Annotated in this window: 26 protein-coding genes; 14 read left to right on the forward strand and 12 right to left on the reverse strand. The window is 57.3% G+C overall.

Features of this window, described 5'->3' with window-relative positions:
- Window position 1: 1 nt before the first annotated feature.
- The 4 genes from WFO70_RS12965 to WFO70_RS12980 all read right to left on the reverse strand — a co-directional run bounded on the left by WFO70_RS12965 (window position 2) and on the right by WFO70_RS12980 (window position 2,993).
- Entirely contained in the window at window positions 2-601 is a 600-nt protein-coding gene (locus WFO70_RS12965; RefSeq protein WP_337016738.1) for a response regulator transcription factor, read from the reverse strand.
- A 691-nt stretch (window positions 602-1,292) separates the two neighbouring features.
- Complete coding sequence (locus WFO70_RS12970; protein WP_337016739.1) at window positions 1,293-1,679, reverse strand: VOC family protein; 387 nt, start codon at window positions 1,677-1,679, stop codon at window positions 1,293-1,295.
- A 1-nt stretch (window position 1,680) separates the two neighbouring features.
- Window positions 1,681-2,838, reverse strand: coding sequence for an MFS transporter (locus WFO70_RS12975; RefSeq protein ID WP_337016740.1), 1,158 nt, complete (start codon window positions 2,836-2,838; stop codon window positions 1,681-1,683).
- Window positions 2,835-2,993, reverse strand: a complete 159-nt coding sequence (locus WFO70_RS12980) for a hypothetical protein (protein WP_337016741.1) — start codon at window positions 2,991-2,993, stop codon at window positions 2,835-2,837. The genes WFO70_RS12975 and WFO70_RS12980 overlap by 4 nt, the downstream gene beginning before the upstream one ends.
- A 98-nt stretch (window positions 2,994-3,091) precedes the next feature.
- On the opposite strand from WFO70_RS12980, the gene WFO70_RS12985 reads away from it, so the two are divergent.
- The 3 genes from WFO70_RS12985 to WFO70_RS12995 all read left to right on the forward strand — a co-directional run bounded on the left by WFO70_RS12985 (window position 3,092) and on the right by WFO70_RS12995 (window position 6,780).
- The gene (locus WFO70_RS12985; protein ID WP_337016742.1) at window positions 3,092-3,862 is read left to right on the forward strand and encodes a DeoR/GlpR family DNA-binding transcription regulator; all 771 of its coding nucleotides are present in this window, start codon (window positions 3,092-3,094) and stop codon (window positions 3,860-3,862) included.
- Between the two features lie 373 nt (window positions 3,863-4,235).
- The gene (locus tag WFO70_RS12990; RefSeq protein WP_337016743.1) at window positions 4,236-6,350 is read left to right on the forward strand and encodes an N-acetylmuramidase family protein; all 2,115 of its coding nucleotides are present in this window, start codon (window positions 4,236-4,238) and stop codon (window positions 6,348-6,350) included.
- Complete coding sequence (locus WFO70_RS12995; protein WP_337016744.1) at window positions 6,337-6,780, forward strand: hypothetical protein; 444 nt, start codon at window positions 6,337-6,339, stop codon at window positions 6,778-6,780. The genes WFO70_RS12990 and WFO70_RS12995 overlap by 14 nt, the downstream gene beginning before the upstream one ends.
- 208 nt (window positions 6,781-6,988) lie before the next feature.
- Here the strand turns inward: WFO70_RS12995 and WFO70_RS13000 are convergent, their stop codons facing one another.
- Window positions 6,989-7,285: an SH3 domain-containing protein gene (locus tag WFO70_RS13000; RefSeq protein WP_337016745.1), complete on the reverse strand. Its 297-nt coding sequence runs from the start codon at window positions 7,283-7,285 to the stop codon at window positions 6,989-6,991.
- Between the two features lie 206 nt (window positions 7,286-7,491).
- Between WFO70_RS13000 and WFO70_RS13005 the strand changes: the two genes are divergently transcribed.
- Window positions 7,492-8,613 carry a ribosomal protein uL16 3-hydroxylase gene (locus tag WFO70_RS13005; RefSeq protein WP_337016746.1) on the forward strand — a complete coding sequence of 374 codons (1,122 nt, stop codon included), beginning with the start codon at window positions 7,492-7,494 and terminating at the stop codon, window positions 8,611-8,613.
- Between the two features lie 42 nt (window positions 8,614-8,655).
- Here the strand turns inward: WFO70_RS13005 and WFO70_RS13010 are convergent, their stop codons facing one another.
- Window positions 8,656-8,841: a DUF2767 domain-containing protein gene (locus WFO70_RS13010; RefSeq protein WP_337016747.1), complete on the reverse strand. Its 186-nt coding sequence runs from the start codon at window positions 8,839-8,841 to the stop codon at window positions 8,656-8,658.
- Window positions 8,842-9,051: 210 nt separating this feature from the next.
- On the opposite strand from WFO70_RS13010, the gene WFO70_RS13015 reads away from it, so the two are divergent.
- The 3 genes from WFO70_RS13015 (at window position 9,052) to foxA (ending at window position 12,633) form a co-directional block, all read left to right on the forward strand.
- Window positions 9,052-9,285 carry a DUF2171 domain-containing protein gene (locus WFO70_RS13015; protein WP_337016748.1) on the forward strand — a complete coding sequence of 78 codons (234 nt, stop codon included), beginning with the start codon at window positions 9,052-9,054 and terminating at the stop codon, window positions 9,283-9,285.
- A gap of 137 nt (window positions 9,286-9,422) precedes the next feature.
- Entirely contained in the window at window positions 9,423-10,403 is a 981-nt protein-coding gene (locus WFO70_RS13020; RefSeq protein ID WP_337016749.1) for a helix-turn-helix domain-containing protein, read from the forward strand.
- 121 nt (window positions 10,404-10,524) lie between these two features.
- Complete coding sequence (foxA, locus tag WFO70_RS13025) at window positions 10,525-12,633, forward strand: ferrioxamine B receptor FoxA (RefSeq protein ID WP_337016750.1); 2,109 nt, start codon at window positions 10,525-10,527, stop codon at window positions 12,631-12,633.
- A gap of 101 nt (window positions 12,634-12,734) precedes the next feature.
- Here foxA and WFO70_RS13030 read toward each other — a convergent pair whose 3' ends face one another.
- Window positions 12,735-14,150 carry an aminotransferase-like domain-containing protein gene (locus tag WFO70_RS13030; RefSeq protein ID WP_337016751.1) on the reverse strand — a complete coding sequence of 472 codons (1,416 nt, stop codon included), beginning with the start codon at window positions 14,148-14,150 and terminating at the stop codon, window positions 12,735-12,737.
- Between the two features lie 176 nt (window positions 14,151-14,326).
- On the opposite strand from WFO70_RS13030, the gene WFO70_RS13035 reads away from it, so the two are divergent.
- Window positions 14,327-14,488 (forward strand): DUF1127 domain-containing protein, encoded by a 162-nt coding sequence (locus WFO70_RS13035; RefSeq protein WP_337016752.1) that lies wholly within the window; start codon window positions 14,327-14,329, stop codon window positions 14,486-14,488.
- Window positions 14,489-14,626: 138 nt separating this feature from the next.
- Here WFO70_RS13035 and WFO70_RS13040 read toward each other — a convergent pair whose 3' ends face one another.
- On the reverse strand, window positions 14,627-14,881 hold the full coding sequence (locus WFO70_RS13040; RefSeq protein WP_337016753.1) for a DUF4282 domain-containing protein: 255 nt from the start codon (window positions 14,879-14,881) through the stop codon (window positions 14,627-14,629).
- A gap of 115 nt (window positions 14,882-14,996) precedes the next feature.
- Window positions 14,997-16,388, reverse strand: coding sequence for a MocR-like pyridoxine biosynthesis transcription factor PdxR (pdxR, locus tag WFO70_RS13045; RefSeq protein ID WP_337016754.1), 1,392 nt, complete (start codon window positions 16,386-16,388; stop codon window positions 14,997-14,999).
- A gap of 101 nt (window positions 16,389-16,489) precedes the next feature.
- On the opposite strand from pdxR, the gene WFO70_RS13050 reads away from it, so the two are divergent.
- The gene (locus WFO70_RS13050) at window positions 16,490-16,969 is read left to right on the forward strand and encodes a carboxymuconolactone decarboxylase family protein (RefSeq protein ID WP_337016755.1); all 480 of its coding nucleotides are present in this window, start codon (window positions 16,490-16,492) and stop codon (window positions 16,967-16,969) included.
- On the opposite strand, the gene WFO70_RS13055 is transcribed toward WFO70_RS13050, so the two are convergent.
- Window positions 16,956-17,858, reverse strand: coding sequence for a LysR family transcriptional regulator (locus WFO70_RS13055; RefSeq protein WP_337016756.1), 903 nt, complete (start codon window positions 17,856-17,858; stop codon window positions 16,956-16,958). The genes WFO70_RS13050 and WFO70_RS13055 overlap by 14 nt on opposite strands.
- A gap of 100 nt (window positions 17,859-17,958) precedes the next feature.
- Here WFO70_RS13055 and WFO70_RS13060 point away from each other — a divergent pair, with 100 nt between their 5' ends.
- Window positions 17,959-19,374 carry an aldehyde dehydrogenase family protein gene (locus WFO70_RS13060; protein WP_337016757.1) on the forward strand — a complete coding sequence of 472 codons (1,416 nt, stop codon included), beginning with the start codon at window positions 17,959-17,961 and terminating at the stop codon, window positions 19,372-19,374.
- A 66-nt stretch (window positions 19,375-19,440) separates the two neighbouring features.
- Here WFO70_RS13060 and WFO70_RS13065 read toward each other — a convergent pair whose 3' ends face one another.
- Window positions 19,441-19,962, reverse strand: coding sequence for a GNAT family N-acetyltransferase (locus WFO70_RS13065; protein ID WP_337016758.1), 522 nt, complete (start codon window positions 19,960-19,962; stop codon window positions 19,441-19,443).
- 3 nt (window positions 19,963-19,965) lie between these two features.
- Window positions 19,966-20,235: a type II toxin-antitoxin system TacA family antitoxin gene (locus WFO70_RS13070; protein WP_337016759.1), complete on the reverse strand. Its 270-nt coding sequence runs from the start codon at window positions 20,233-20,235 to the stop codon at window positions 19,966-19,968.
- Window positions 20,236-20,396: 161 nt separating this feature from the next.
- Here WFO70_RS13070 and WFO70_RS13075 point away from each other — a divergent pair, with 161 nt between their 5' ends.
- The 4 genes from WFO70_RS13075 to WFO70_RS13090 all read left to right on the forward strand — a co-directional run bounded on the left by WFO70_RS13075 (window position 20,397) and on the right by WFO70_RS13090 (window position 22,443).
- Complete coding sequence (locus WFO70_RS13075; RefSeq protein WP_337016760.1) at window positions 20,397-20,720, forward strand: antibiotic biosynthesis monooxygenase family protein; 324 nt, start codon at window positions 20,397-20,399, stop codon at window positions 20,718-20,720.
- On the forward strand, window positions 20,713-21,108 hold the full coding sequence (locus WFO70_RS13080) for an amino acid-binding protein (protein WP_337016989.1): 396 nt from the start codon (window positions 20,713-20,715) through the stop codon (window positions 21,106-21,108). The genes WFO70_RS13075 and WFO70_RS13080 overlap by 8 nt, the downstream gene beginning before the upstream one ends.
- On the forward strand, window positions 21,083-21,778 hold the full coding sequence (locus WFO70_RS13085; protein WP_337016761.1) for an ArsR/SmtB family transcription factor: 696 nt from the start codon (window positions 21,083-21,085) through the stop codon (window positions 21,776-21,778). The genes WFO70_RS13080 and WFO70_RS13085 overlap by 26 nt, the downstream gene beginning before the upstream one ends.
- A gap of 287 nt (window positions 21,779-22,065) precedes the next feature.
- Window positions 22,066-22,443, forward strand: a complete 378-nt coding sequence (locus WFO70_RS13090) for a hypothetical protein (protein ID WP_337016762.1) — start codon at window positions 22,066-22,068, stop codon at window positions 22,441-22,443.
- Window positions 22,444-22,489 lie beyond the last annotated feature (46 nt).

Here is a 22,489-nt window from a genome sequence, read left to right on the forward strand (position 1 = left end):
TTCAGGTCAGGCGCTCGGCGGCCCTGACCAGATCCGCCAGCGAGCGGGCCTGCATTTTGTCCATCACCCGACGGCGGTGGACTTTGACCGTGATTTCACTCACTCCCAGCTCGGCGGCGATCTGCTTGTTCAGCATCCCGCTGATCGCCAGCTGCAACACCTGCTGCTCGCGCGGGGTGAGGGAGAGATGGCGCTGCTTAAGAGAGTACTGCTCGCGCAGATGGGAGGCATTCTCTTCCGCCAGCTTCAGCGCCGCGCCAATGGAGTCGATCAGATCGTTTGACGCCACCGGCTTGGTGAGAAACTCGTACGCGCCGCCCTTCATCGCCTTCACCGACATGGGAATAGTGCCGTGCCCGGTGAGGTAAATTATCGGGATCTCGCGCCCGCTGGCCTTCAGGGTATCCGCCACCTCAAACCCGCTGATGGTGGGCATCTGCATATCGAGGATCACGCAGGAGGGCACATCTTCAAAGCGGTGTTGCAGAAAAGATTCTGCCGAGGAGAAGTCGAGGGCGTTCAGCCCCGCGGATTCCAGCAGCCCCACCACGGACCGCCTGACAGCGTGATCATCATCAACGACGTAAACAATGTGTTCCATTAATAGCCCCAATGATTCAGCCTGACAGAGATGAGAGGATTTCGCCCAGCGTGAAAACTACCTCCCTACTGTTCAAGCGGTTATGGCGGCAGCTTTCGAACATAAATACTCTAACACATTAATTATCATTATCATTTAACAATATGATAACTGTATGAAAGCGAGGGATGAGTATTCAAAACCGCTTTTCACATTGGGTAAGCGTAGGCCAAGTTTGGTTAAATTGTCGTCAGTTAAGGTGAGGGTTGCAGCCATTATTTAATCGTTGTACGGACGATCCCCTCTCCCCTTTGGGGAGAGGGTGAGGGAAACATGTGATTCAGGAGGTGGTTCCGTTCACCTCACGTTCCTTGCTTCTCTGATACGCCTGAACCGGTGAACGTGCCAAGGTGGCTCAATCGCCACCACCCTGGCTACCCGGGCTACCGGCAAGAAAATCGCCGCTTCGCGGTGCCCTCAGCTTATTCCTCCAGGCTTTCGGGTCGGGCACCAGCCTGCATCCCTGCAGGCTATGCCCTCTCGGCGCGTCCCTGCGCCTCGCCCCGGCCTTCCGGAAACGCTTCGGCGATTTTCAGCCGGACCAGGGAGCCGCTGTAAGCCTTTTATTATCATGTGATTATTTCATGACTTTAAAGGCAATAAAATTACTGGGATGCCTCAGCCTTTGGGGAGAGAGTTAAGGTGAGGGGGATCACTCCCCCACCAGCTCAATACGGTTCCCATCCGGATCCGCAATCACGGCTTCATAATAGCCGTCGCCGGTCATCCGGGGGGCGCTTAAAAGCGTATTGTTTAACCGCGCCTGCTCCGCCATGCGATCCACATCCGCTTTGCTACCGACGTTCAGGGCGATATGCGCCCAGCCGACAAACTCCGCGTGCGGCGGGGCCTCGGGCAGATCCGGGACCGTCATAAGCTCGATGGTGGGCCCGTCGCTGAGGGTCATAAAGTGCGACGCAAACCCCGGGCGGTTTTTACTCAGGTAGCGTTCGTTGCGACGTGCGTCAAACACCGTCTCCCAGAAGTGGACCTGGGCATCCAGGTTGTGTGTCCAGAGTGCGACATGTGCAATGTTCATATCATCCCTCGCTGCGGGCAGGTTGGTTAGCGGTGACGGTTACGGACAGCGCGGCGACGACCAGCATCAGCAGCATAATGACCATAAACGCCTGGGTTAAGGAGGTGGCATGCGCCACATAGCCGATAATCGCGGGCCCGGCGAGTACGCCGAGGTAGCCCAGAGTAGTGATGGCGGGCACGGCGACCGCCTGCGGCATGCGGGTCTGACGACCAACAGCAGAGAACATCACCGGCACGATATTGGCGCAGCCGGCACCCACTAGCACGTAGCCCAGCAGCGACAGCTGCCACAGCGGCATAAAGGTCACCAGCGCAAAGCCGACGGCGGCGAAGAGCGCGCCACCCACCACCGCGCGCAGGGCCCCGGTGCGGGCGATCAGCTTGTCGCCGGTTAAGCGGAAAATCGTCATCGCCACCGCAAAGCAGGTAAAGCCCAGTCCGCCCAGCGACTCCGGCACGCCGCGCACCTCGGTGAGGAACACCGCGCTCCAGTCCAGCACCGTCCCTTCGGCGAGAAACACCGCGAAGCAGATGGTGCCAATCAGCAGCACCACGCCGCGCGGCACGGCAAAGGCCGGGCCGGAGGCCGGGTTAGCCCAGGGCAGCAGCCCTTTCAGGCTGAAGGCCAGCATCAGGATCACGCTCAGAACAACGATCAGGCAGGCGACAAAGGCGCTGGCTCCGAGGGTCAGCAGCAGGGTCATCGCCCCGGCACCTGCAATCCCGCCGACGCTGTACATGCCGTGAAAGCCGGACATCACCGGGGTGGGCGAGTCGCGCTCGACGATGATCGCCTGAATGTTCATGGCGCAGTCCGTCACCCCCACGCCGACGCCGAACAGCAGCAGGGCGGCGGCCAGCAGGCGCGGATCCGGAATGATCGCCAGCAGCGGGGTGGTGAGCAGCACGATCGCCATCGCGGTGACAATCACCCGACGACAGCCGTAGCGGCTGGTCAGCATCCCGGTGAGCGGCATCGCAATCAGCGCGCCCATCCCCAGGCAGAGCAGCAGCGAGCCCAGCGTGGCCTCGTTAACGCCGGTATTGGCTTTGGCGTAGGGGACCAGCACTGCCCAGGTGGCGGTGACGTAGCCGGCAATAAAAAAGACGATCCGGGTGGCAAGCCGTTGGACGGCTCCGGTGGTCTGAGGGGTCATTTCACATCCTTATAAGGTTTCAGGGAGGGAGAGGCCGGGGTTTTGTGCTGCGCCTTCTCCCCGGGGCGCGAATCTGGCGTCACAGGCGCAAACAGGAAGCCGTCATCGGGGTTAGTGGGAGGCACCTGCTGGCGGTAATTATTGTAGTCTTTCATCGTGACGCTCCGGTTTCGGTCCTGGTGGATTGACAGAGCGCGCCGCTATGCAACATTATGCGCATTGTTGCTCGATTCAAATCCAGAGAAGAGAATTTATGCTCGATTATGCAGCTTTCCCGGAACAACGACAAGATCTGATCCGCCAGATCCTGCAGGAAAATGGCAGGGTGGTCTGCGCCGAACTGGCGACCCGGATGCAGGTGTCGGAACACACCATTCGCCGGGATTTACATGAGCTTAGCAAAGAGGGGTTCTGTAAAAAGGTTTACGGTGGGGCGGTGCTGCAGCTGGCGGATGCCGGAAACTTCTACAGCCGCGAGCAAAAAAATCACGCAAAAAAAGTCACAATCGCGCAGAAAGCGGCAACCCTGATCAAACCGGGGAGCTGCATTTTTATCGATACCGGCACCACCAACCTCGCCCTGGCGAAGGCCCTGTCGCCGGATCTGGCGATCACCGTGGTGACCAACTCTCCGGCCATCGCCGCGGAACTGCTGCGCCATCCCCTGTGCGAGGTGATCATCACCGGCGGCCAGCTCCAGCGCAGCTCCGGCGGCGCGGTGGGGGCCACGGCGGCGAGTCAGATCCAGGGGATTATTTTCGATCAGGCGTTTATCGGCGGCTGCGCGATGGATCCCGCGATGGGGCTGACCGGGTTCGACTTTGCCGACTGCGAGTTCAAGAAAGCGGTGATCGCCCAGAGTAGCCAGACCGTAGTGGCGCTCACCACCGATAAAATCCCCGGCGTGGCGCGCTTTGTGGTAGCAAAAAGCAGCGCTATCGACGTGCTGGTGGTAGAGGCGAGCCTGGATCCCGAGGCGATCGCGGCCTTTGCGGCGCAGGATGTGCGGGTTATCAGTGCCTGATGGGAGGGCACCGGGAGAGCGAAAAATAACTAATATTAACAGCGAGATCTTAGCGGCACTCTTCGTAGAACAATCTACGTTAGTAAATATCTCATTAAAAAATTTGCATAAATCTTACTCCCTATCCTCTTAATTCCCTGTAATTATCATGGTTTTGTTATTTGACTTAAGGGAAGACGATGAACATACGTTATCCGGTACGGAAAGCCGATGGTCGGGAGTATAAGAACTATGACGAGTTGTTAATTGACATTCGAAAAAACGCCCACGGTTGGTGGTTACTTGGCGTAAATCGCTACTGGCATGGTGGCTTCACATTGGAGCGTCATCTTCTCCAGCGTCGGTGCTGAGTCAGGATGTGCCGGAAAATTCAGTGCCGCTCCAGTTTATGATGGACGGCGAGGTGGTGGCGTGGCGGCTTAACCGAGATTACATGAAGATTGACTGTCGTCAGGAAAGACCGTTGCGCGAGTCCGGGACCTTTGTGCTGGTCAGGTCAGTTTACAAGCCAGATGAGCAGGATGAATCCTCCTGGCTGACACTGTACCAGCTGTACATGCATATGGCCCCCCTTTCAGAATACCCGCAACGCCCGTTATACCGGGTCACGCAGAAAGGACACGGTGTGCGGATTCGTCGCCATTCTCGCCATGATCATAGTCGCGAGATTGTCCCGGACGTACTAGCAAATAAACAGGGTTATGCCAGAACACTGAAGCAGGGTGAAATACTGGCGGTACTGCAGCAAAAATCGTTTCTGCTGGAACGTCAGCCTGAGCCGTTTGCACTGGTGCAGCGCTTTGAAGCTGGAAAACCTTCGGGAACACTTTTCTGGGTCTCGATGCGCCCGGAATATCTGGAGCCTGACGGGGAATGTTACATATGTCTGCCTGACTGGATGCACAATGCCCTGAATCACGGTGTGTTTGATGATGTGGTGGTGCCGCCTGTTCCGCTGAAAGTGACGGTGAAGGCAGGCGAACCGGTCGGATTTCTCGCTGCTGAGGATCTGGCAGATGAAGATAATTACCCGCAAGTTATTACCACGGAATACAAAACTCATATCGAGTTACTGAGTCTTGATGAGCATATCCCTGATTTCGTGGCCAACGTGAAAGGCATCAAAACGGGCAAACAGTACATTAAGTTGAAGCTGAAACGGCCGCTGTACCTGCGAAATGGTGAGGGTGAAGACAGCACCTTTGAACAGATGAGCGCCATTACTCGTGTTGATGCCGGAAGAATCATCGCACGCGATGCCACATATCCGTTTACGGATAAAACCGGGGTAACATATTTTCGAATCCGCCCGTACAGCTGGATGCATCAGGACGATGTGGAGCAACTTAGTCAGCATGATTTAGCGGCCTTAAACTTTCATTGTATTGAAGCGGAGCCCACAACCGATTTTATCCGCACTCTGGACGAAAGCTGGTTAATCGAGGCTTTGAAAAGCATCAACTCTCACTTTGATGGGGAAAAAGGGCCGCAGAGCTCACAAGCGAAAATGTTTTATGACAGCCTGATCCGCAGTGCTGAAAATCGGGGTTCGAGTGGAAGTTATACGGATAATTTACAGGATGCGCAGCTGTTTGGCGCATTGCATACCAACCAGATGAACATTCCGGAATATGCGCGGCGTCTGATAGTGAAGCACGCCAGCTATTGGCACAGTACTCGCGATGATGCACGCTGGTCATCGGTCTTCAAGGACAGCGAAGAAAGTCCAATTGTTAAGATGGTCAACGGGGGATTTCTGGACGCTACGCACTGGATGGATAAAGTGCCGCTATTTGCCAGTCAGCCATCAGTATGGCATTTTCATCCGCTAGAGTTTCTGGAAATCTTAAAAAATGCAGACTTTCCTAAAACTCCAATCAATGGAGAGTTAACTTCTATTGAGTTTATTAATTTTTATAATGGAGACAAAATTGAAGAGTCTGATTATGAAGAGGCAGCAAAAAAGCTAAATTGTGAAGTTGCAGCAATTAAGGCTGTAGCTAAAACTGAAACTGGCTCATATGGCTCCTATTTTAAATTCCAAGAAAATGATGATTATGTACCTGCAATATTATTTGAAAGACATCATTTTCATAAATATACGGGTGGGAAATACGACCAATATGAAGATATATCAAACGCGGTTGCGGGTGGATATGGAGAAACATCAATACAATATAGAAAGTTAGTCAAGGCGTATACACTCAATAAAAAAGCAGCCTTAAAATCAGCATCCTGGGGTAAATTCCAGATTCTTGCATCAAACTATGCAGCTGCTGGTTATGCGAGTCCGGAGGAATTCGTCCTGGCCTTAAGTCAATCTGAGAAAAATCAGCTAAAAGCATTTGTTCAATTTATTGAGGCTGATAGTATTCTGCTGCGATCGATTCGAAACAAGGACTGGCTTTCATTCGCCAAAAAGTATAATGGTCCGAGGCAGAAGGGATATGATTTAAAGATGGAGGAAAACTACAATGCGTCATTATAATCTTATGGCATTAATTACAATTTTTCTGTGCGGCTCATCATTTGCGAATGAGGTGTATTTTTTATGTGATACAGTGAAAGGGAGTATAAAATTAGATGAAAGTAAAGGTGTGTTGCGTTATTCGTTAATTAAAGCTAGCAAAATAAAATTTCACTATGAGTCAAAGGGTGATAGTTTTTCGGGATTTAAATACAATCATTATTCACGATTTCAAACTGATTACTTCAATGTGTCATTCATAAACTTAGAATATAAGTACACGATATTTAGTAACTATGAACAGGGGAATGAAAGCCGCGGGGTCATTGTTACGAGTCTGACTAGCAAAAAGGAATCGGTTTATGATTGTAAGTCCGTTGAGATTGATCGCCTGAGTGATTTGTCAGCAAAACTGACCTGTGATAAGGACTCATCACTCGGTTGTGAGTAAATTCCTTTTTAGACACGCATAATATAATTAGTGACATATTAGACAGGCTGCTGCAAGTGTTGAACCCTGCTGCGGCCCTCTACATTTCGTTCACGCTGCTGCCCATGCTCAACCGTTTTCTGGCATCAATCGCATTGCGTTCTGAGCGGTCAAGTTTGGTCATGATCAATACATCGCTATTTTCCAGACGGGAGCCCATGAAAACCGCCTAACGCACCTCAAACACCACCGCCGTCCAGTTAACGCGGGTGCAGGGCGGAAATTCAGGGCAGGGGACGATATGGCTACAGGCTCCCGACCAGATAAAGGTCTCGTCATCAATCCGGTACCAGTGCGGATTGCCCTGCACCGCATCGCCCACCACCGTCGCCTGCACGCGGATACGGCTTCCTGCCGGCAGTTCGCGGGCCACAGGCGCAAACACGGACGGACTCTCTTTGCGCGTAAAGACGCCCATCAGGGTCTTCACCTCGGCGGAAACAGGAAGTTCGATGAACGGGCTCATGGCAGGCCTCATAACAGTGCACGCTTTGTGATTAACGATATAAGTCGCTCTTTATCTTGCGATCACGATAAAGCGTGAAACTGTCAGGCTGTGTCATGCGAAAGGCTGAATGCGGCAGATTTCACCGCCGCTTGACCCACGACAAGGCAGCCCGGCCCGGCCTCTTTCTATAATCAGGCCCGTTTATCTTCTCACTGGTGCTAACCATGGCGTATCAACTCAACCTGAACTGGCCGGAATTTTTAGAAAAATACTGGCAAAAGAAACCTGTCGTTTTAAAGAACGCCCTGCCCAATTTTATCGATCCTATCAGCCCGGATGAGCTGGCGGGGCTGGCGATGGAGCCAGAAGTGGACAGCCGCCTGGTCAGCCATAAAGAGGGTAAATGGCAGGCCAGCAACGGTCCGTTCGAGCACTTCGATGGCTTAGGCGAAACCGGCTGGTCGCTGCTGGCGCAGGCGGTCAACCACTGGCACGCACCGGCTGCCGAGCTGGTTCGCCCGTTCCGCGTGCTGCCGGACTGGCGTCTGGACGATCTGATGATCTCCTTCTCCGTCCCGGGCGGCGGCGTGGGTCCGCATATCGACCAGTACGATGTATTTATCATTCAGGGGATGGGCAGCCGTCGCTGGCGTGTGGGGGACAAGCTGCCAATGCGTCAGTTCTGTCCGCATCCGGCGCTGCTGCATGTCGATCCTTTTGAGCCGATCATCGACGAAGATCTGGCCCCGGGGGATATCCTCTATATTCCGCCTGGATTCCCGCACGACGGCTTCACCCACGAGACGGCGCTTAACTACTCGGTGGGCTTCCGCGGCCCGAACGGTCGGGATCTGATCAGCAGCTTCGCCGATTACGCGCTGGAAAACGATCTGGGTGGGGAGCACTACAGCGATCCGGATCTGACCTGCCGCGAGCACCCGGGTCGGGTAGAGGAGTATGAACTCGAGCGCCTGCGCAAGATGATGATCGAGATGATCAGCCAGCCGGAGGACTTTAAGCAGTGGTTTGGCAGCTTTATCTCCACGCCGCGTCACGAGCTGGATATCGCCCCTGCCGAGCCGGAGTACACGCCGGAAGAGGTGCGCGACGCGCTGCTGGGTGGCGAAACCCTCACTCGCCTGAGCGGGCTGCGGGTGCTGAACATCGGCGGTAGCTTCTTTATCAACAGCGAGCAGCTGGAAACGGTCGACGCGACGGCGGCGGATGCGCTGTGCCGCTACACCGAGCTGGGCCAGGCCGAGCTGGGCGCGGCGCTGAATAACCCGGCGTTTGTGGACGAGCTGACCGGGCTGATTAACCAGGGCTACTGGTTCTTCGACGAGTGATCGCACAGGCGGCGCGGGGCTAAAGGCCCCACGCCGCCCTCTTTATGCCGCGAGGATGTGACAGGCTTTCCAGTAATCCAGAAGACGATCGTCATCTTTCTCTCGCTCCGCTTTCGTTTTCATGGCCCGGGCAAGATTTTCTCTCGACACCTCCTGGCCTTTTTGTACCACTTCTAAAACCGCTTCACCAAGAGCCAGGGATATTTCGGTACGATTGGCTTCTACCATATATGCCTCCATGTTGAGTGCGAAAAGTAATTATGCGGCATAATAACGTCCCTGGAATATTTATCAGTTCATTCTTATATATTTAATACATCCTGGCAGACGCTGCGGAAATAATGTTTCGAAATGCTAATGAGACGGTAAATAGATTATTTATGGTCTACAGTTAGTGTCGTGTCACAAACCGTAGAAACCTGATGAGGAGAATTAATTATGGTAAACAAGAGTGAAATCAAGGAACATGCTCCGGTTGTTGCAAGCTGCGGTCACCACGTTGGTACCATTGACCATCTTGACGGCGAACGTATTAAGCTGGCAAAAAACGATTCTGAATCCGGCGGTAAACACCATTATATTCCGCTGGGATGGGTCGATAAAATCGACGGGAATAATGTGGTGCTGAATAAAAATCACGAAGACGTTTTCGCCAGCTGGCAAGAAGCCTGATAATCGCCATGGCGCTGGGAATATATTAAAGCTCCGGCCCTGGGCCGGAGCTTTATATTTATTAAATTCACCCGCATTGCCGCTGCGTTAAAGGAGTGATACTGTTTTATTTTTAATAGCTTCCTCCAGGCGCAGGCATGTCCAACTCAACGCTCACTCATCCGACCGCTGCAACGAAAAAAACCTTTTCCGTGGCAGACTTTAAGGTATTTGGCGAGCGCTACGGTATCGACTACCGTTTCCCTCTGCTGACGGATGGCTGTGCCAGCACCAGCCCCGTGTTGCACGGCGATGTCGAAGAGATGATCCTGCCGTCCGGTATCGCCTTAACCCACTCCGACGTGCGCGTTCTGCAACCCTATGAAACCACCTCCCGCCACAGCAGCCCGCTGTATGTGCTGGTGGTGCTCGAAGGCTGCGTGACCCTGACCCTCAGCGGTGAAGTTTACGTGGTGCGGCCCGGCATGGCGTTCAGCGCCAGGCTGAGCGAACAGCAGGCGATGTCTGCCCGTCATGATGCCGATATCGCCCTGAAAACCCTCTCTTTTGGCGTCTACCCTGACGATGCCCGTCGGGAAAGCCTGCTCGCCTCTCTGCTGGCGCAGTGGGAGAAGCTCAACGCCCCCACCTTTGTCTGGCAGGTGCCGGATTTTGTGCTGGCTGGCATTCAGCATGCCCGGCAGCGCGAGCGCAGCAGCCTGTCGCGCCAGCTGTTGCTGGAGGGGGTGATGTACCAGCTGCTGGGCCACGGCCTGCACCTGCGGGAACAGCAGGGCACGACGCTGCCCGGCCCGTCCGGAGGGGAGCACGCCCGACTGGAGCAGATCCGTCACCTGCTGGAACAGGCCCCGGAGCAGGATTACACCCTCGCCCAGCTGGCGGCCCGGGCGGCGATGAGCCCCAGCAGCCTGCGGAGCAAGTTCCGCCAGGCCTACGGCTGCACGGTATTTGACTACCTGCGCGACTGCCGCCTCGCCCTGGCACGCCGCTACCTGCTGGAAGGCCACAGCGTCCAGCAGGCAGCGTGGATGTCGGGTTATCAGCACGCCACCAACTTTGCCACCGCCTTTCGTCGTCGCTACGGCGTCTGTCCCGGCGCGATACGCAGCAGCCGTTAATCCGCTTTTCCCCCGATCGCCAACGCCATTTGTGCGGTTTGGCATTGCGCATACGTTCTCTGGCGGCGCGCATAGCTATCTTCCAAATGAAAAAGGTAATAATTCTTATTAACAATTAGAAATGCCTTTGGAGATTTTCATGTTCGCTAAAACGCGGCTGGCACTGCTGGTGGGATGGGTAACCGGGAGCGTCGCGCTTCCCCTGATGGCGCAGGAGACGCCGAAAACCGAAACCGTGGTGGTGACGTCACAGATGCAGAGCGGGGCCACCAAGCTGGCGACGCCGGATATCGAGACCCCACAGGCGGTGTCGATCGTCACCCGCGAGCAGTTTGAAGAGCAGGGCGCTACCAGCGTGCGCCAGGCGGTGAGCTACACCCCGGGCGTCTACAGCAACCAGATCGGTGCCTCGAACCGCTTCGACTACATCGTGCTGCGCGGCTTCTCCGACGGCAGCCTGGACAACGTCTACCTCGACGGCCTGAAGATGATGGGCGACACCAACTCCCACAGCTCGCTGGTGGTCGATCCCTGGTTCCTGGAAAATATCGAAGTGGTGCGTGGCCCGGCCTCGGTGCTGTACGGTCGCTCCTCACCGGGGGGGATCGTGGCGCTCACCTCGCGCAAACCTTCGTTCGATCCGGGCGGCGAGATCAAGCTGTTCGCCGGGAACAACGATCAGCGCGGGGCGATGTTTGACGTTACCGGCGCGCTGGACGACAACGACCGCGTGGCGGCCCGTCTGAGCGGCATGACCCGCTACGCCGACTCCCAGTTCGATCCGCTGAAAGAGGAGCGTTATGCCCTGATGCCGAGCCTGACCTGGCGTATCACCGATAACACCCGCCTCGATCTGATGGCCTATCTGCACCGTGACCCCGAGGGCGGCAGCCACTCCGGCCTGCCGTACGACGGCACCGTGGTTCCGCACGATGGCAAAATGATCTCCAACACCTTCTTTGAAGGCGAGGACGATTACGACAAATACGATCGCCGCGAGAACATGGTCGGCTACAACATCGAGCATATGTTTGACAGCGGCTGGTCGGTGCGCCAGAAGCTGCGCTATCTGCATACCAAAGTGGAGCTGAATCAGGTCTATGCCGCCGGCTGGCTGAACGACACCGAGCTGAACCGCGGCTACTCCGGCTCCGACGAGAAGATGAATGCCATTACCGTTGATAACCAGATCGACGGCAGTTTTGATACCGGAGTGGTAAACCACCGGGTGCTGGTAGGCCTTGATTACCAGGACCGCAGCAACAACACTACCGGCTACTACGGCGGCTTCCCGCCGATCGACGCTTTCCACCCGGTGTACGGCGCGAAGCCGGACTACATCACCATGTACAGCCAGGAGAAGCACAAGCTGCGCCAGACCGGTTACTACCTGCAGGATCAGCTCTCGCTGGACCGCTGGCGTCTGACCCTGGGCGGGCGCTATGACCAGGTGAGCGTCTCGAATATCGACAAGCTCAACAATACCCGCAGCGATCTGGACAAGAACAACTTCAGCAGCCGCGCGGCGCTGTTATATCTGTTTGATAACGGTATCGCGCCGTACATCAGCTACTCCACCGCCTTCACGCCGACCAGCTTTGCCGATGCCAACGGCGATCTGCTGGATCCGATGAAAGGCAAGCAGTGGGAAGCGGGGGTGAAGGTTGAGCCGGAGGGGATGAACAGCCAGTTCAGCGCCTCGGTGTTCCGCATCAACCAGAAAAATATCGCCACCAAAGAGGAGCCGACCGATCCGTACCGCTCTATCGGGGAGATCGAATCCGAAGGGGTGGAACTGGAAGCGGTGGGGCAGTTGACCGACAGCCTGCGCCTGCAGGCGGCCTATACCTATACCGACATCCGCTACAAGAAGAGCAGCCCGGAGGAAGAGGGCAAGCGTGCGGTCTACGCGCCGCGCAATATGGCCAGCGGCTGGCTGAGCTATGACGTCAAAACCGGGCCACTCGATGGCCTGACGGTGGGATCCGGCGTGCGTTACGTCAACGGCGTGACCAGCGACCGCATGAACACCCACACGCTGCCGTCGTACACGCTGGTGGATCTGGCGGTGGGCTATGACCTGTCGAAGGTGGGGCTGACCGGCGTGAGTGCCCAGCTGAACGTCAACAACCTGACGGACGAAAGCTACGTCGCGGCCTGTAACTCGCTCTCATACTGCTACTTTGGTGCCGAGCGCAGCATCGTCGGCAGCGTGTCGTGGAAGTTCTGAGTCGTTAACATTGCCGGGCGGCGCCTGCGCTTGCCCGGCCTACAAAAGATGCGGACCGTAGGCCGGGTAAGGCGCAGCCGCCACCCGGCAAACAGGCCGCACTACGCTTCCATCGCAATATGAATCGCCTCGCCCATCTTCTTCAACGCCTCGCGGTTCTTCTCGTTCGGCGGCAAGGCCACGTTGATCCGCAGGCAGTTGCGATACTTCCCCGATGCTGAAAACAGCGACCCCGCCGCGGCCTGGATCTTCAGGCGCGTCAGCTGCTTGCTGACGCACACCATATCCACCTGCTCAGGCAGCTCCACCCACAGCAGGAAACTACCCTGCGGGCGCGTGACGCAAATTTCCGCCGGGAAATACTGCCGCACCCAGCAGGTGTAACGCTCCATATTCTGCTGATAAATCTGGCGCATACGGCGCACATGGCGATGATAGTGCCCGTCGCGGATAAAGGCCGCCACCGCCATCTGGGTGCCCGGCACGTTAAACCCGCCCGCGGCATATTTCATGTGCATCACCCGGTCGTAATACCGCCCCGGCACAATCCAGCCCACGCGCAGCCCGGGGGCCACGGTTTTGGTAAAGGAGCTGCACAGCAGCACGCGGCCGTCGATATCAAACGAGTGAATGGTGCGCGGGCGCGGGTACTCCGCCGCCAGCTCGCCGTAAATATCGTCCTCGACGATGACGATATCGTGGCGCTGGGCCAGGGCCAGCACCTGACGTTTGCGCGCCTCCGGCATGATAAACCCGAGCGGGTTATTGCAGTTGGGCACCAGGATCACCGCTTTGATCGGCCACTGCTCGAGGGCCAGCTCCAGGGCTTCAATGCTGATCCCGGTTTCCGGATCGGTGGGGATCTCAATCGCCTTGATGTTAAACCCGCGCAGCATCTGCATGGTGCCGTGGAACGAGGGCGACTCCACCGCCACGATATCCCCCGGCTGGCATACGGACAGCAGCGCCAGCGACAGCGCCCCGTGACAGCCGTTGGTGATCACAATCTCGTTCGCCGCAACCGTCGAGCCGCCGTCCAGCAGCAGACGGGCGATCTGCTCGCGCAGCTCCAGTCTGCCTTCCAGCGCGTCGTAGCTCAGCATCTCCCCGGGCTGATGCTGAGCGATGCGGCTCATTTCGCGCCACAGCGGCTTCAGGCTCGGCTGGTTCAGGTCCGGCGAGCCGCCGCCAAAGGAGATCATCTCCTTATCGGCGCGGGCATCGAGGAGCATCATCACCTCATCCCACTGGGTCACCTCTACCGGACGTTGCACCGGGCGAGTCATTGCCGGAACGGGCGGCTGCGCTTTGCGCGAGGAGACGAAGTAGCCGGAGCGCGGCTGAGGGGTGATCAGCTGCAGGTTTTCGAGGATCTGATAGGCCTGCTGGATGGTGCTGATGCTGACCCCGTGCTCCTGGCTCAGGGTGCGTACCGAGGGCAAACGCTCCCCGCTGCGATACAGCCCTTGTTCAATGCGTTGGGCCAGCAGATTGGCCAGATGTTGGTAGCGCGTCATGCTGTATCCTTGGTTGTCACCATACAGATGTAAAGACCAGTACAGATTGCGGCGAAAAATGCCATTCAGAGGCGTTATTAGCGGATCTGTATGTTAAATAAAAGTAGATTTTGAATCTGTATTGTCCACCCCGATTTCCGTGATGATAACCCCACTGACACGATGAGGAGCGCATCATGGAATTTTACGAGAATCGAGCAAAACGGCCTTTTGCGGTGTTTATCTGGATGGGCCGGGCAGTAAAAAAGTGGTATCGCATCAACCGCACGCGCCGCATTCTGAGCCAGATGAGCGACGAGCAATTGAAGGATGTCGGGTTGTCGCGATGTGATGTGTAGGGTATTGCCCGGTGGCGCTGCGCTTACCGGGCCTACGGGGTTGTGCGGTCTGATGCCCGGTGGCGCTGCGCTTACCGGGCCTACGGGGCACGAATCGTAGGCCGGGTAAGGCGCAGCCGCCACCCGGCGTTTAAGGCATCACTCGACGCCAGATTTCCCGGTGTTCTCCGCAATACGGCGCAGATATTCGTTATTTTTGAACGCCACCATAATCAACTCAAACATTACGCGGGTACCAATCAGGCTGAACAGCATGCCGAAAAAACCGGCAATAAGATGCTCGGTAAACATGGAGTAGATCCCGCCGAGCAGGATAAACAGCATGGCGATCCAGTAGAAAAAGACCAGCACGCGCGGCGTTAACAGATAGTCGAATCCCAGAAGTGATTTCATTTTTCTTGTCCTTAGAAGTGTTAAATTTGCGCGTCGATTATAAAGGTAGTCACGTCAATTCCTACCCTTATGATTATCTGAAAACGGCCTTTTATAATGCAAAATCAGGGGGTTGCTATTTAAGAAGATCGCAGGTCTGGATCTTTGGCCGCGTCAGCAGCGCCACGGCCTCGTCGTAGCTGCGCACGTTGTTATACCCCATCACCAGCCCATAGCGTTTGCCCGACCCGCTGTACCACGCCGACAGGGCATTGACCTGCAGCTGCTGCTGTTGCCAGCAGTGGGCGATCTCCAGGTCGCAGGTTCCTCGGGTTAAAAACGCCACGATATGCATCCCGCCATCGTTCTGCTCGGTGAAGAACCGATCCCCGTAGACCTCGTGCAGGGCGGCAATCATCCAGTCCCGCCGCTGCTGATAGAGGGCGCGCATCTTTTTCAGATGGCGGAAGAAGTGGCCGTCGTTAAGGAAAGCAGCGAGGATCTTCTGCGTCAGTACCGGCTGGCCGCTGGCGAGCAGATCGGCGCAGTCGTTAAAGGCCGATACCGTGCTGGCGGGCATGACCACGTAGCCGAGGCGCAGGGACGGCATCACGGTTTTACTGAAGGTGCCCATGTAGATCACCCGATCCTGACGATCGAGGCTTTTCAGCGACGGCAGCACCTTGCGGGTGTAGTGAAACTCACCGTCGTAGTCATCTTCGATGATCCAGGCCTCGTTCTGCCCGGCCCAGTCGAGCAGCTGCTGCCTGCGCGGCAGCGAGAGCGTGACCGCCAGCGGGCTCTGGTGTGACGGGGTGACGATAGCAAACCGGGCGTCGGCGTGGTGGCGCAGCAGGAACCCGGTATCCATCCCGGAACGATCCACCGGCACGGTATGCAGGCGCGGGACGATCCGCCGGAGCAGCTGCTGGCCCATAAAATAACCCGGATCTTCAAACACCACCTTGTCGTTGCGGCTGGCGAGGGTGTCGAGGATCAGCCGCAGGCTGCCGCTGTAGCCGCTGGTGATCAGCACCTGATCCGGCGTGCAGGACAAGCCGCGCGAGATATTCAGGTAGCTGGCGATGGCCTGACGCAGGGGAAACCAGCCCATCACCGGCGGATTAAGCATCTCCTCCTGACGCATGGCGCGCACCGCCTGACCCGCCAGCAGCAGCCATTTTTTATAGGGGAAGCTGTCCAGCGCCGGAATGCCGGGGCGCAAAAAGCCCGCCCGTTCCCGCTGGCTGACCAGCGACGGCGGCAGCTGGCCCGTCAACAGGTCATCGGGCGGGGGCGGCGTAACGGGGAGGGTTAAATCCGGATTCACCCGCGTGCCGCGCGCCCCCTGGCTCACCAGATAGCCCTCGCCGATCAGGATGGCGTAGGCGGTCTCGACGGTTTTGCGCGCCACCTTCAGCTCTTCCGCCAGTACCCGGATGGCAGGCACCTTGTCACCGGGCTTGAGGATCCCGCGGGTAATGTTATCCCGATAGCGGGTGTAGATGGCGTGATAGCCCGGCTTCATGTCCTACCTCGTTCCTCGCTTTTTGTATCTTTTTACTATGTCATGAACAGCGTAAATTTGCCCCATCGCATTTCATATGCCGTACATCAAGAGGAAAGACAATGAGCACTCGCGTTAACCACCATAAAGCCACACCTGCCCTCGCTAAAGCGCTGTCCGACCTGAGCATGGCGGTGAGCCAGACCTCCATCGACCCGGCGCTGAAGCACCTGATCGACATCCGCGTCTCTCAGCTCAACGGCTGTACCTTCTGTCTGGATATGCATTCGAAAGAGGCAAAAATCGCCGGGGAGCGCGAGCTGCGCCTGTACCATCTGGCCGCATGGCGCGAGTCACCGCTGTTCAGCGCCCGTGAAAAAGCGGCGCTGGCCTTCACCGAAGCGCTGACCCAGATCGGGCCGCACGGCGTCAGCGACGTGCTGTACCGCAGCGTGGCGGAACACTATTCAGAGATTGAGATCTCCGAGCTGAACTTTGCCATCGTGGCGATCAACGCCTGGAACCGCTTAGGGATCACCTCCCGGATGGAGCCCGGCTCGCTTGATGCGGCCTACGGTCTGAACAAAGCTAACCTCGAGTAAGACCACGCTCGCGGATCATCGCCACCAACGCCCGCAGCCCGGGCGGGACGTGGCGATGACCCGGATAATACAGGCGCAGCCCGGCAAAGGGCTGCGACCACTCATCCAGCACGCTCACCAGCTCCCCGCTTTTCAGCTCCTGCTGAATATAGAGTTCCGGTAAAAATCCCACCCCCAGACCCGCTTTCACCGCCCGGATCGAGGCAAACAGATCCGAGGTGGCAAAACGCGGCGGCACCGCCAGGGCGATCTGCTCCCCGCGTCGCGCCAGCTCCCAGCGGTAAATCCCCCCGTGGGCCATCCGCATGCCGATCCCCTGGTGTTGCAGCAGATCGTCCGGGGTTTGTGGGGTGCCGTAGCGGGCAAAATAGTCCGGCGTGGCGGTGACCAGCTGACGGATATCAGGGGTGAGCGGGACGGCGATCATGTCCTGCGGCACCGACTCCGCGAGGCGTACCCCGGCATCGTAACCCTCCGCCACGATGTCGATCATCCGCGCTTCGCTCACCGCCTCAACGCGCATTTTTGGGTAGCGGATCATGAAGTCGATCAGCAGCGCATCGAGGAACAGCGTGCCGACGTTGTTGGGAACGTTCAGGCGCAGGGTGCCGGCAGGCTCGTCGGTGTGGCTGTGGATCTCTTCATCCGCCTGACGGATTTCCTGCAACGCCGGGCCGATCCGTGCCACATAGCGCTGCCCGGCGTCGGTGAGCCCCACGCTGCGGGTGGTGCGGTTAAACAGGCGGGTTTGCAGGCGGCTCTCCAGCCCGGCAACGGCGTTGCTCACGGTGGTGGCCGACATCCCCAGCTCCTGGGCGGCGGCGCGAAAGCTGCCGCGGCGCACGACGGCCATCACCACTTCCAGCTCGGTCAGTCCTGAACGGTGCATAGATTATCCTGAAAATCGAAACAACCTTTGCAGCATAGCGTGGATTATCGCAACGGAGAAGGCGTGCCAGACTGTCTTCATCCAGTCTGAGGAGGTTGTTATGCAGCACATCGAACAGATCTATATCAACGGCGAATTTGTCACCCCGCACGGCACAGAGCGTTTTGATCTCTATAACCCGGCGACGGCCCGGGTGACAGGCCAGGTGCGGCTGGCGGATTCGGTGGATGCTGAACGCGCCATTGCTGCCGCCCACGCTGCTTTTCCGGCATGGTCCAGCACCGGCAAACAGGCGCGCATCGCCGCGCTGCAGCGGATGCAGGCTGCGGTGGCGGCCCGGCACGACGATCTGCTGGAGGCGGTGATCGAGGAGTACGGCGCGCCCGCCTCACGCTCGGCATGGATGGCAAGCTATCCGGCAGAGGTGATAGGCCAGGCCATCGCGGCGCTGGAGGCGTTTGAGTTCACCGTTCCTGCCGGGGCGGCGCGGGTCGAGATGACCCCGCTCGGCGTCGCCGGGCTGATCACTCCGTGGAACAGCGACGCGGGCTTTATCTGCGGCAAGCTGGCGGCGGCCCTGGCAGCAGGCTGCACCGCGGTGATCAAACCCAGCGAGATGAGCGCCCTGCAGACGCAGATCGTGACCGAGGCGTTGCACGCCGCCGACCTGCCGCCGGGGGTATTCAACATCGTCACCGGGCGCGGCGACACGGTGGGCGAGACCATCAGCCGTCACCCTCTTGTTGCGAAAATTTCGTTTACCGGTTCAACGCAGACCGGCAAAGCGATCCTGCGCAACGCGGCGGAGAACTTTACCCGCGTTACGCTGGAGTTGGGTGGTAAATCCCCGACGATCATTCTTGATGACGCCGATATCAAACAGGCGGTTCCGCTGGCGGTGCAGGCCGGGCTGATGAACAGCGGCCAGGCGTGCGTGGCCGGGACGCGCATCCTGGTGCCGCAGTCGCGGAAAGCGGAATTCGAACAGGCGCTGGCCCAGGCCATCGCGGCGGTGAAGTCCGGCGATCCGCGGGATAACGCCACCGAGGTCGGCCCGATGGTAAGCGAAAAACAGTGGCAGCGGGTGCAGGGGTATATCCGTAAAGGGCTGGAGGAGGGGGCACGTCTGCTGGCGGGCGGGGAAGGGCGACCGGAAGGAGCCCGGGACGGCTGGTTTGTCCGTCCGACGCTGTTTACCGACGTGCACAATCAGATGGCCATCGCCCGGGACGAAATCTTTGGACCGGTGCTGTGCGTGATCGCCTACCGCGACGAGGCCGAAGCCATCGCCATTGCCAACGACACCGACTATGGCCTGAGCGCGATGGTGCTGGGGAGCGATGCGGAACGCACCCGCCGCGTGGCGGAGCAGATCCAGTCCGGTCGCGTGCTGGTGAACACCCTCACCCATGAGCCTAAAGCCCCCTTTGGCGGGTTTAAACACTCCGGCGTAGGGCGCGAGATGGGCGCGTGGGGGATAAGCGCGTTTATGGAGCCGAAGTCGATCCTCGGCTAACACAGCGCCCGGCGGCTCGGGCCTTCCCAGGCCGGGTAAGCGCAGCGCTACCCGGCAATTCGCGGTTTACTCAACAAACAGCTTTTCGATTGATTTAGTGGGATAAAAAAGGGCATCGGCGTTGCTGCCCGCTAAAGGAATAAAGCCGAGCGTCAGATAAAACGCTTTCGCTTTCTCGTTGATCGCATCTACAAACATGCCGTGAATGCCCACTGCCTGCGATGCCAGCCAGACCACCTTCATGGCATGTGTGACCAGCGTCGTTCCCCAACCCTGACCCTGCAGATCCTGGTGTACTGCGATACGCCCTAACGTGACGCTGGGTACGTTCACATAAGGCACTTTGCGCTGCTGCGTTTTTGAGGGCAGAGTCGCTTTCTCAAAGCAGCTGCCGGACAACGTGTAGTAGCCCAACACTTTTGGCCTGGGTTCGTCGGTAACGAGAAGATAAGCGCGTAAAATACGCCCTGCGTGCTGCCGCGCAAGGTGCTCACACAGAAAACGGTTGAGGGTGTCTTCCCCGCAGTTGAAGCCTGTTAAATCATAGTGTGTCTCTTGCGAAAACATCCTTATCGTCAGATTAGCCACGCCTCACTCCATATTTTGCAGACGTCTTGCTGCGCGTTTCAGCCTGTCATCAGGCTCTGGCGGGTTGTCGAGTGCATCCATAACGCGATCCCACGACTCCTCATTCAGGATCAGGCGGCGATGCTGCTCAATGACCTCGGCAGCACGTTCAGAGGCACTGTTAACCATAAACTGGGTGATTGTCTGGTTAGTCATCGCCGCAGCTTCTTCGATCAGATTTTTGTCTTCGTCAGTTAACCTGAGGTCGATGCGCTGTTTTTTCAGGGCTGGCATTTTTACTCCGGAGATATCTTCATGTACGGATGATTTCCGTACGTCGACTATAAAGCGGGACAGGATATTTTTCAACCATAACGCCATATTTCGCTCCTCACCGAAGCATCCCTTTTTCCTTTCCATCATCCTCTCCTTAACCTCACAACGGAGAGATCCTTATGATTGCAGTCCTGTTTGAAGCCAACGCGCAGCCCGCGCATCAGGCGCGTTATCTGCAGCTGGCCGCCGAGCTGAAGCCGCTACTGGCGGATATCGACGGCTTTATCGATATTGAACGTTTTCAGAGCCTGACCCATGACGGCAAAATCCTCTCCCTCTCCTGGTGGCGGGATGAGGACGCGATCCTGAAGTGGAAACAAAACGTCTTTCACCAGGCCGCGCAGGCCGAAGGGCGGGCGTCGATCTTTGCCTGCTACCGCATTCGCGTGGCCCAGGTGGTGCGGGAATATGCCTCAGAGACCGGAGGGCATGCCGATGTATGACGTTCATGTGATTTTCGACAACGTGCCCGGCGAGCTGGCGCGCTTTGGTCAACTGCTGGGGCAACACGGCGTGGGGCTGGAGGGCGGCGGCGTGTTTGGCGTGGAGGCGCATTTTCTGGTTGAGGAGGGTGAAAAAGCCCGGCGCGTGCTGCTCGACGGTGGTTTTAAGGTGCAGGCGGTGCGAAAGCCGCTGATCCGTAAGCTGAAACAGGAACGTCCCGGCGAGCTGGGAGCGATCGCCGCCGCGCTGGCTACGCAGGGCATCTCCATCCTGACCCAGTACAGCGATCATGCGAACCACCTTATTCTGCTGACGGATAATGATAAGCTGGCCGCAGAGATCACCAGGCCGTGGGTTGCCAATGCTAAAGACCAGTTTACCTCCTGATAACAGCGCCGCGCTGGAGCTGGCCGTTGCTGCGGTTGCCGCGGCGATGGCCGACCCGTCACGGGTGAAAATGCTTTGTGCCCTGATGGACGGGCGGGCGTGGACCGCCACCGAACTCAACGCCGTGGCGGATGTGGCACCTTCTACCGCCAGCGGGCATCTCGCCCGGCTGCTGGAGGGGAGGCTGATCGGCTGTCTTTCGCAGGGGCGGCATCGCTACTATCGCCTGGCCGGGCACGAGGTCGCGGAGCTGGTGGAGCAGATGATGGGGCTGTCGTGGGGGCGCGTCACGCCACCGGAGACCACGGCCCCGGAATCGATGCGTCACGCCCGCACCTGCTATGACCATCTGGCGGGTACGGTTGCGGTACAGATATATGACTTTATGCAGGCGGAGGGGTGGCTGGTGGCGGATGGATCGGCCCTCACCCTGAGCGGGCGCGAGGCGTTTCTCTCCATGGGGATCCTGTTGAATGCCAGTACCCGGCGTAAAGCCTGCTGCGCCTGTCTGGACTGGAGCGAGCGCCGCTTCCATCTGGGCGGCGAGGCGGGCGCGGCGCTGCTGACTCATATGGAAACCAAAGGCTGGATCCAGCGGGTCGCGGGGTTTCGCGAGGTGACGGTGACCGCGTCAGGGCTGCGCGCCATGCATCACCATTTTAGCCGCTAAGGAAGCGCCCGGCGGCTACACACCAATCGCACGAGCCGTAGGCCGGGTAAGCGCAGCGCCACCCGGCATCAGCGCGCACCGCTGGCTTATAATTATTTATCTCGCTTATATAAAGATGAAAAATATTTCTCAGGCAAATATATTTGGTTTGAGAATTTTCGCATGTCAGATTTTATTATTATCGCGATTGCGAAATGTCATGTAGCATAAATAATTAGCCTGCATGTATGCCAGCTAAATAGCAGTCTGTTTAAAAATGCAATGTATTAACAGGGAGGCAATATATTGTGTCTAAAATGAAAAGTTACGCAGAGAGCGTGCTGTTCCAGAGTATTATTTCATTATCGGGAATGCCCTGCTCACCGGACAGTCTGGCCAGCCTGTCAGAGAATTATATTTCACGTCTCGGAAACAGCGATGTACCAGTCCCATTGCGAAAGGCGCTGAAAGACGTTAAAGCACTTCTGGCCGCGCTTATCGAAAAAAACACCAGCAATACCATGAGGATGAACAAAAATCAGTACCTGCTGACCCTGATTACGGAGTTATACACTGACGTGGTGGCGTGGAATGCGGTGGAGCAATATATTTCAGCGTCACAGTTTCTCTTATTTTCTGATGAGCAAAACGGAGTCCAGAATCAGGCTCATAAAGTGATGAATTAATATCCTGCGTCAGGCCTGAAAAAAAAGCCGCATACGGATGTATGCG

This window comes from Leclercia sp. AS011, from assembly GCF_037152535.1.
GTDB lineage: Bacteria > Pseudomonadota > Gammaproteobacteria > Enterobacterales > Enterobacteriaceae > Enterobacter.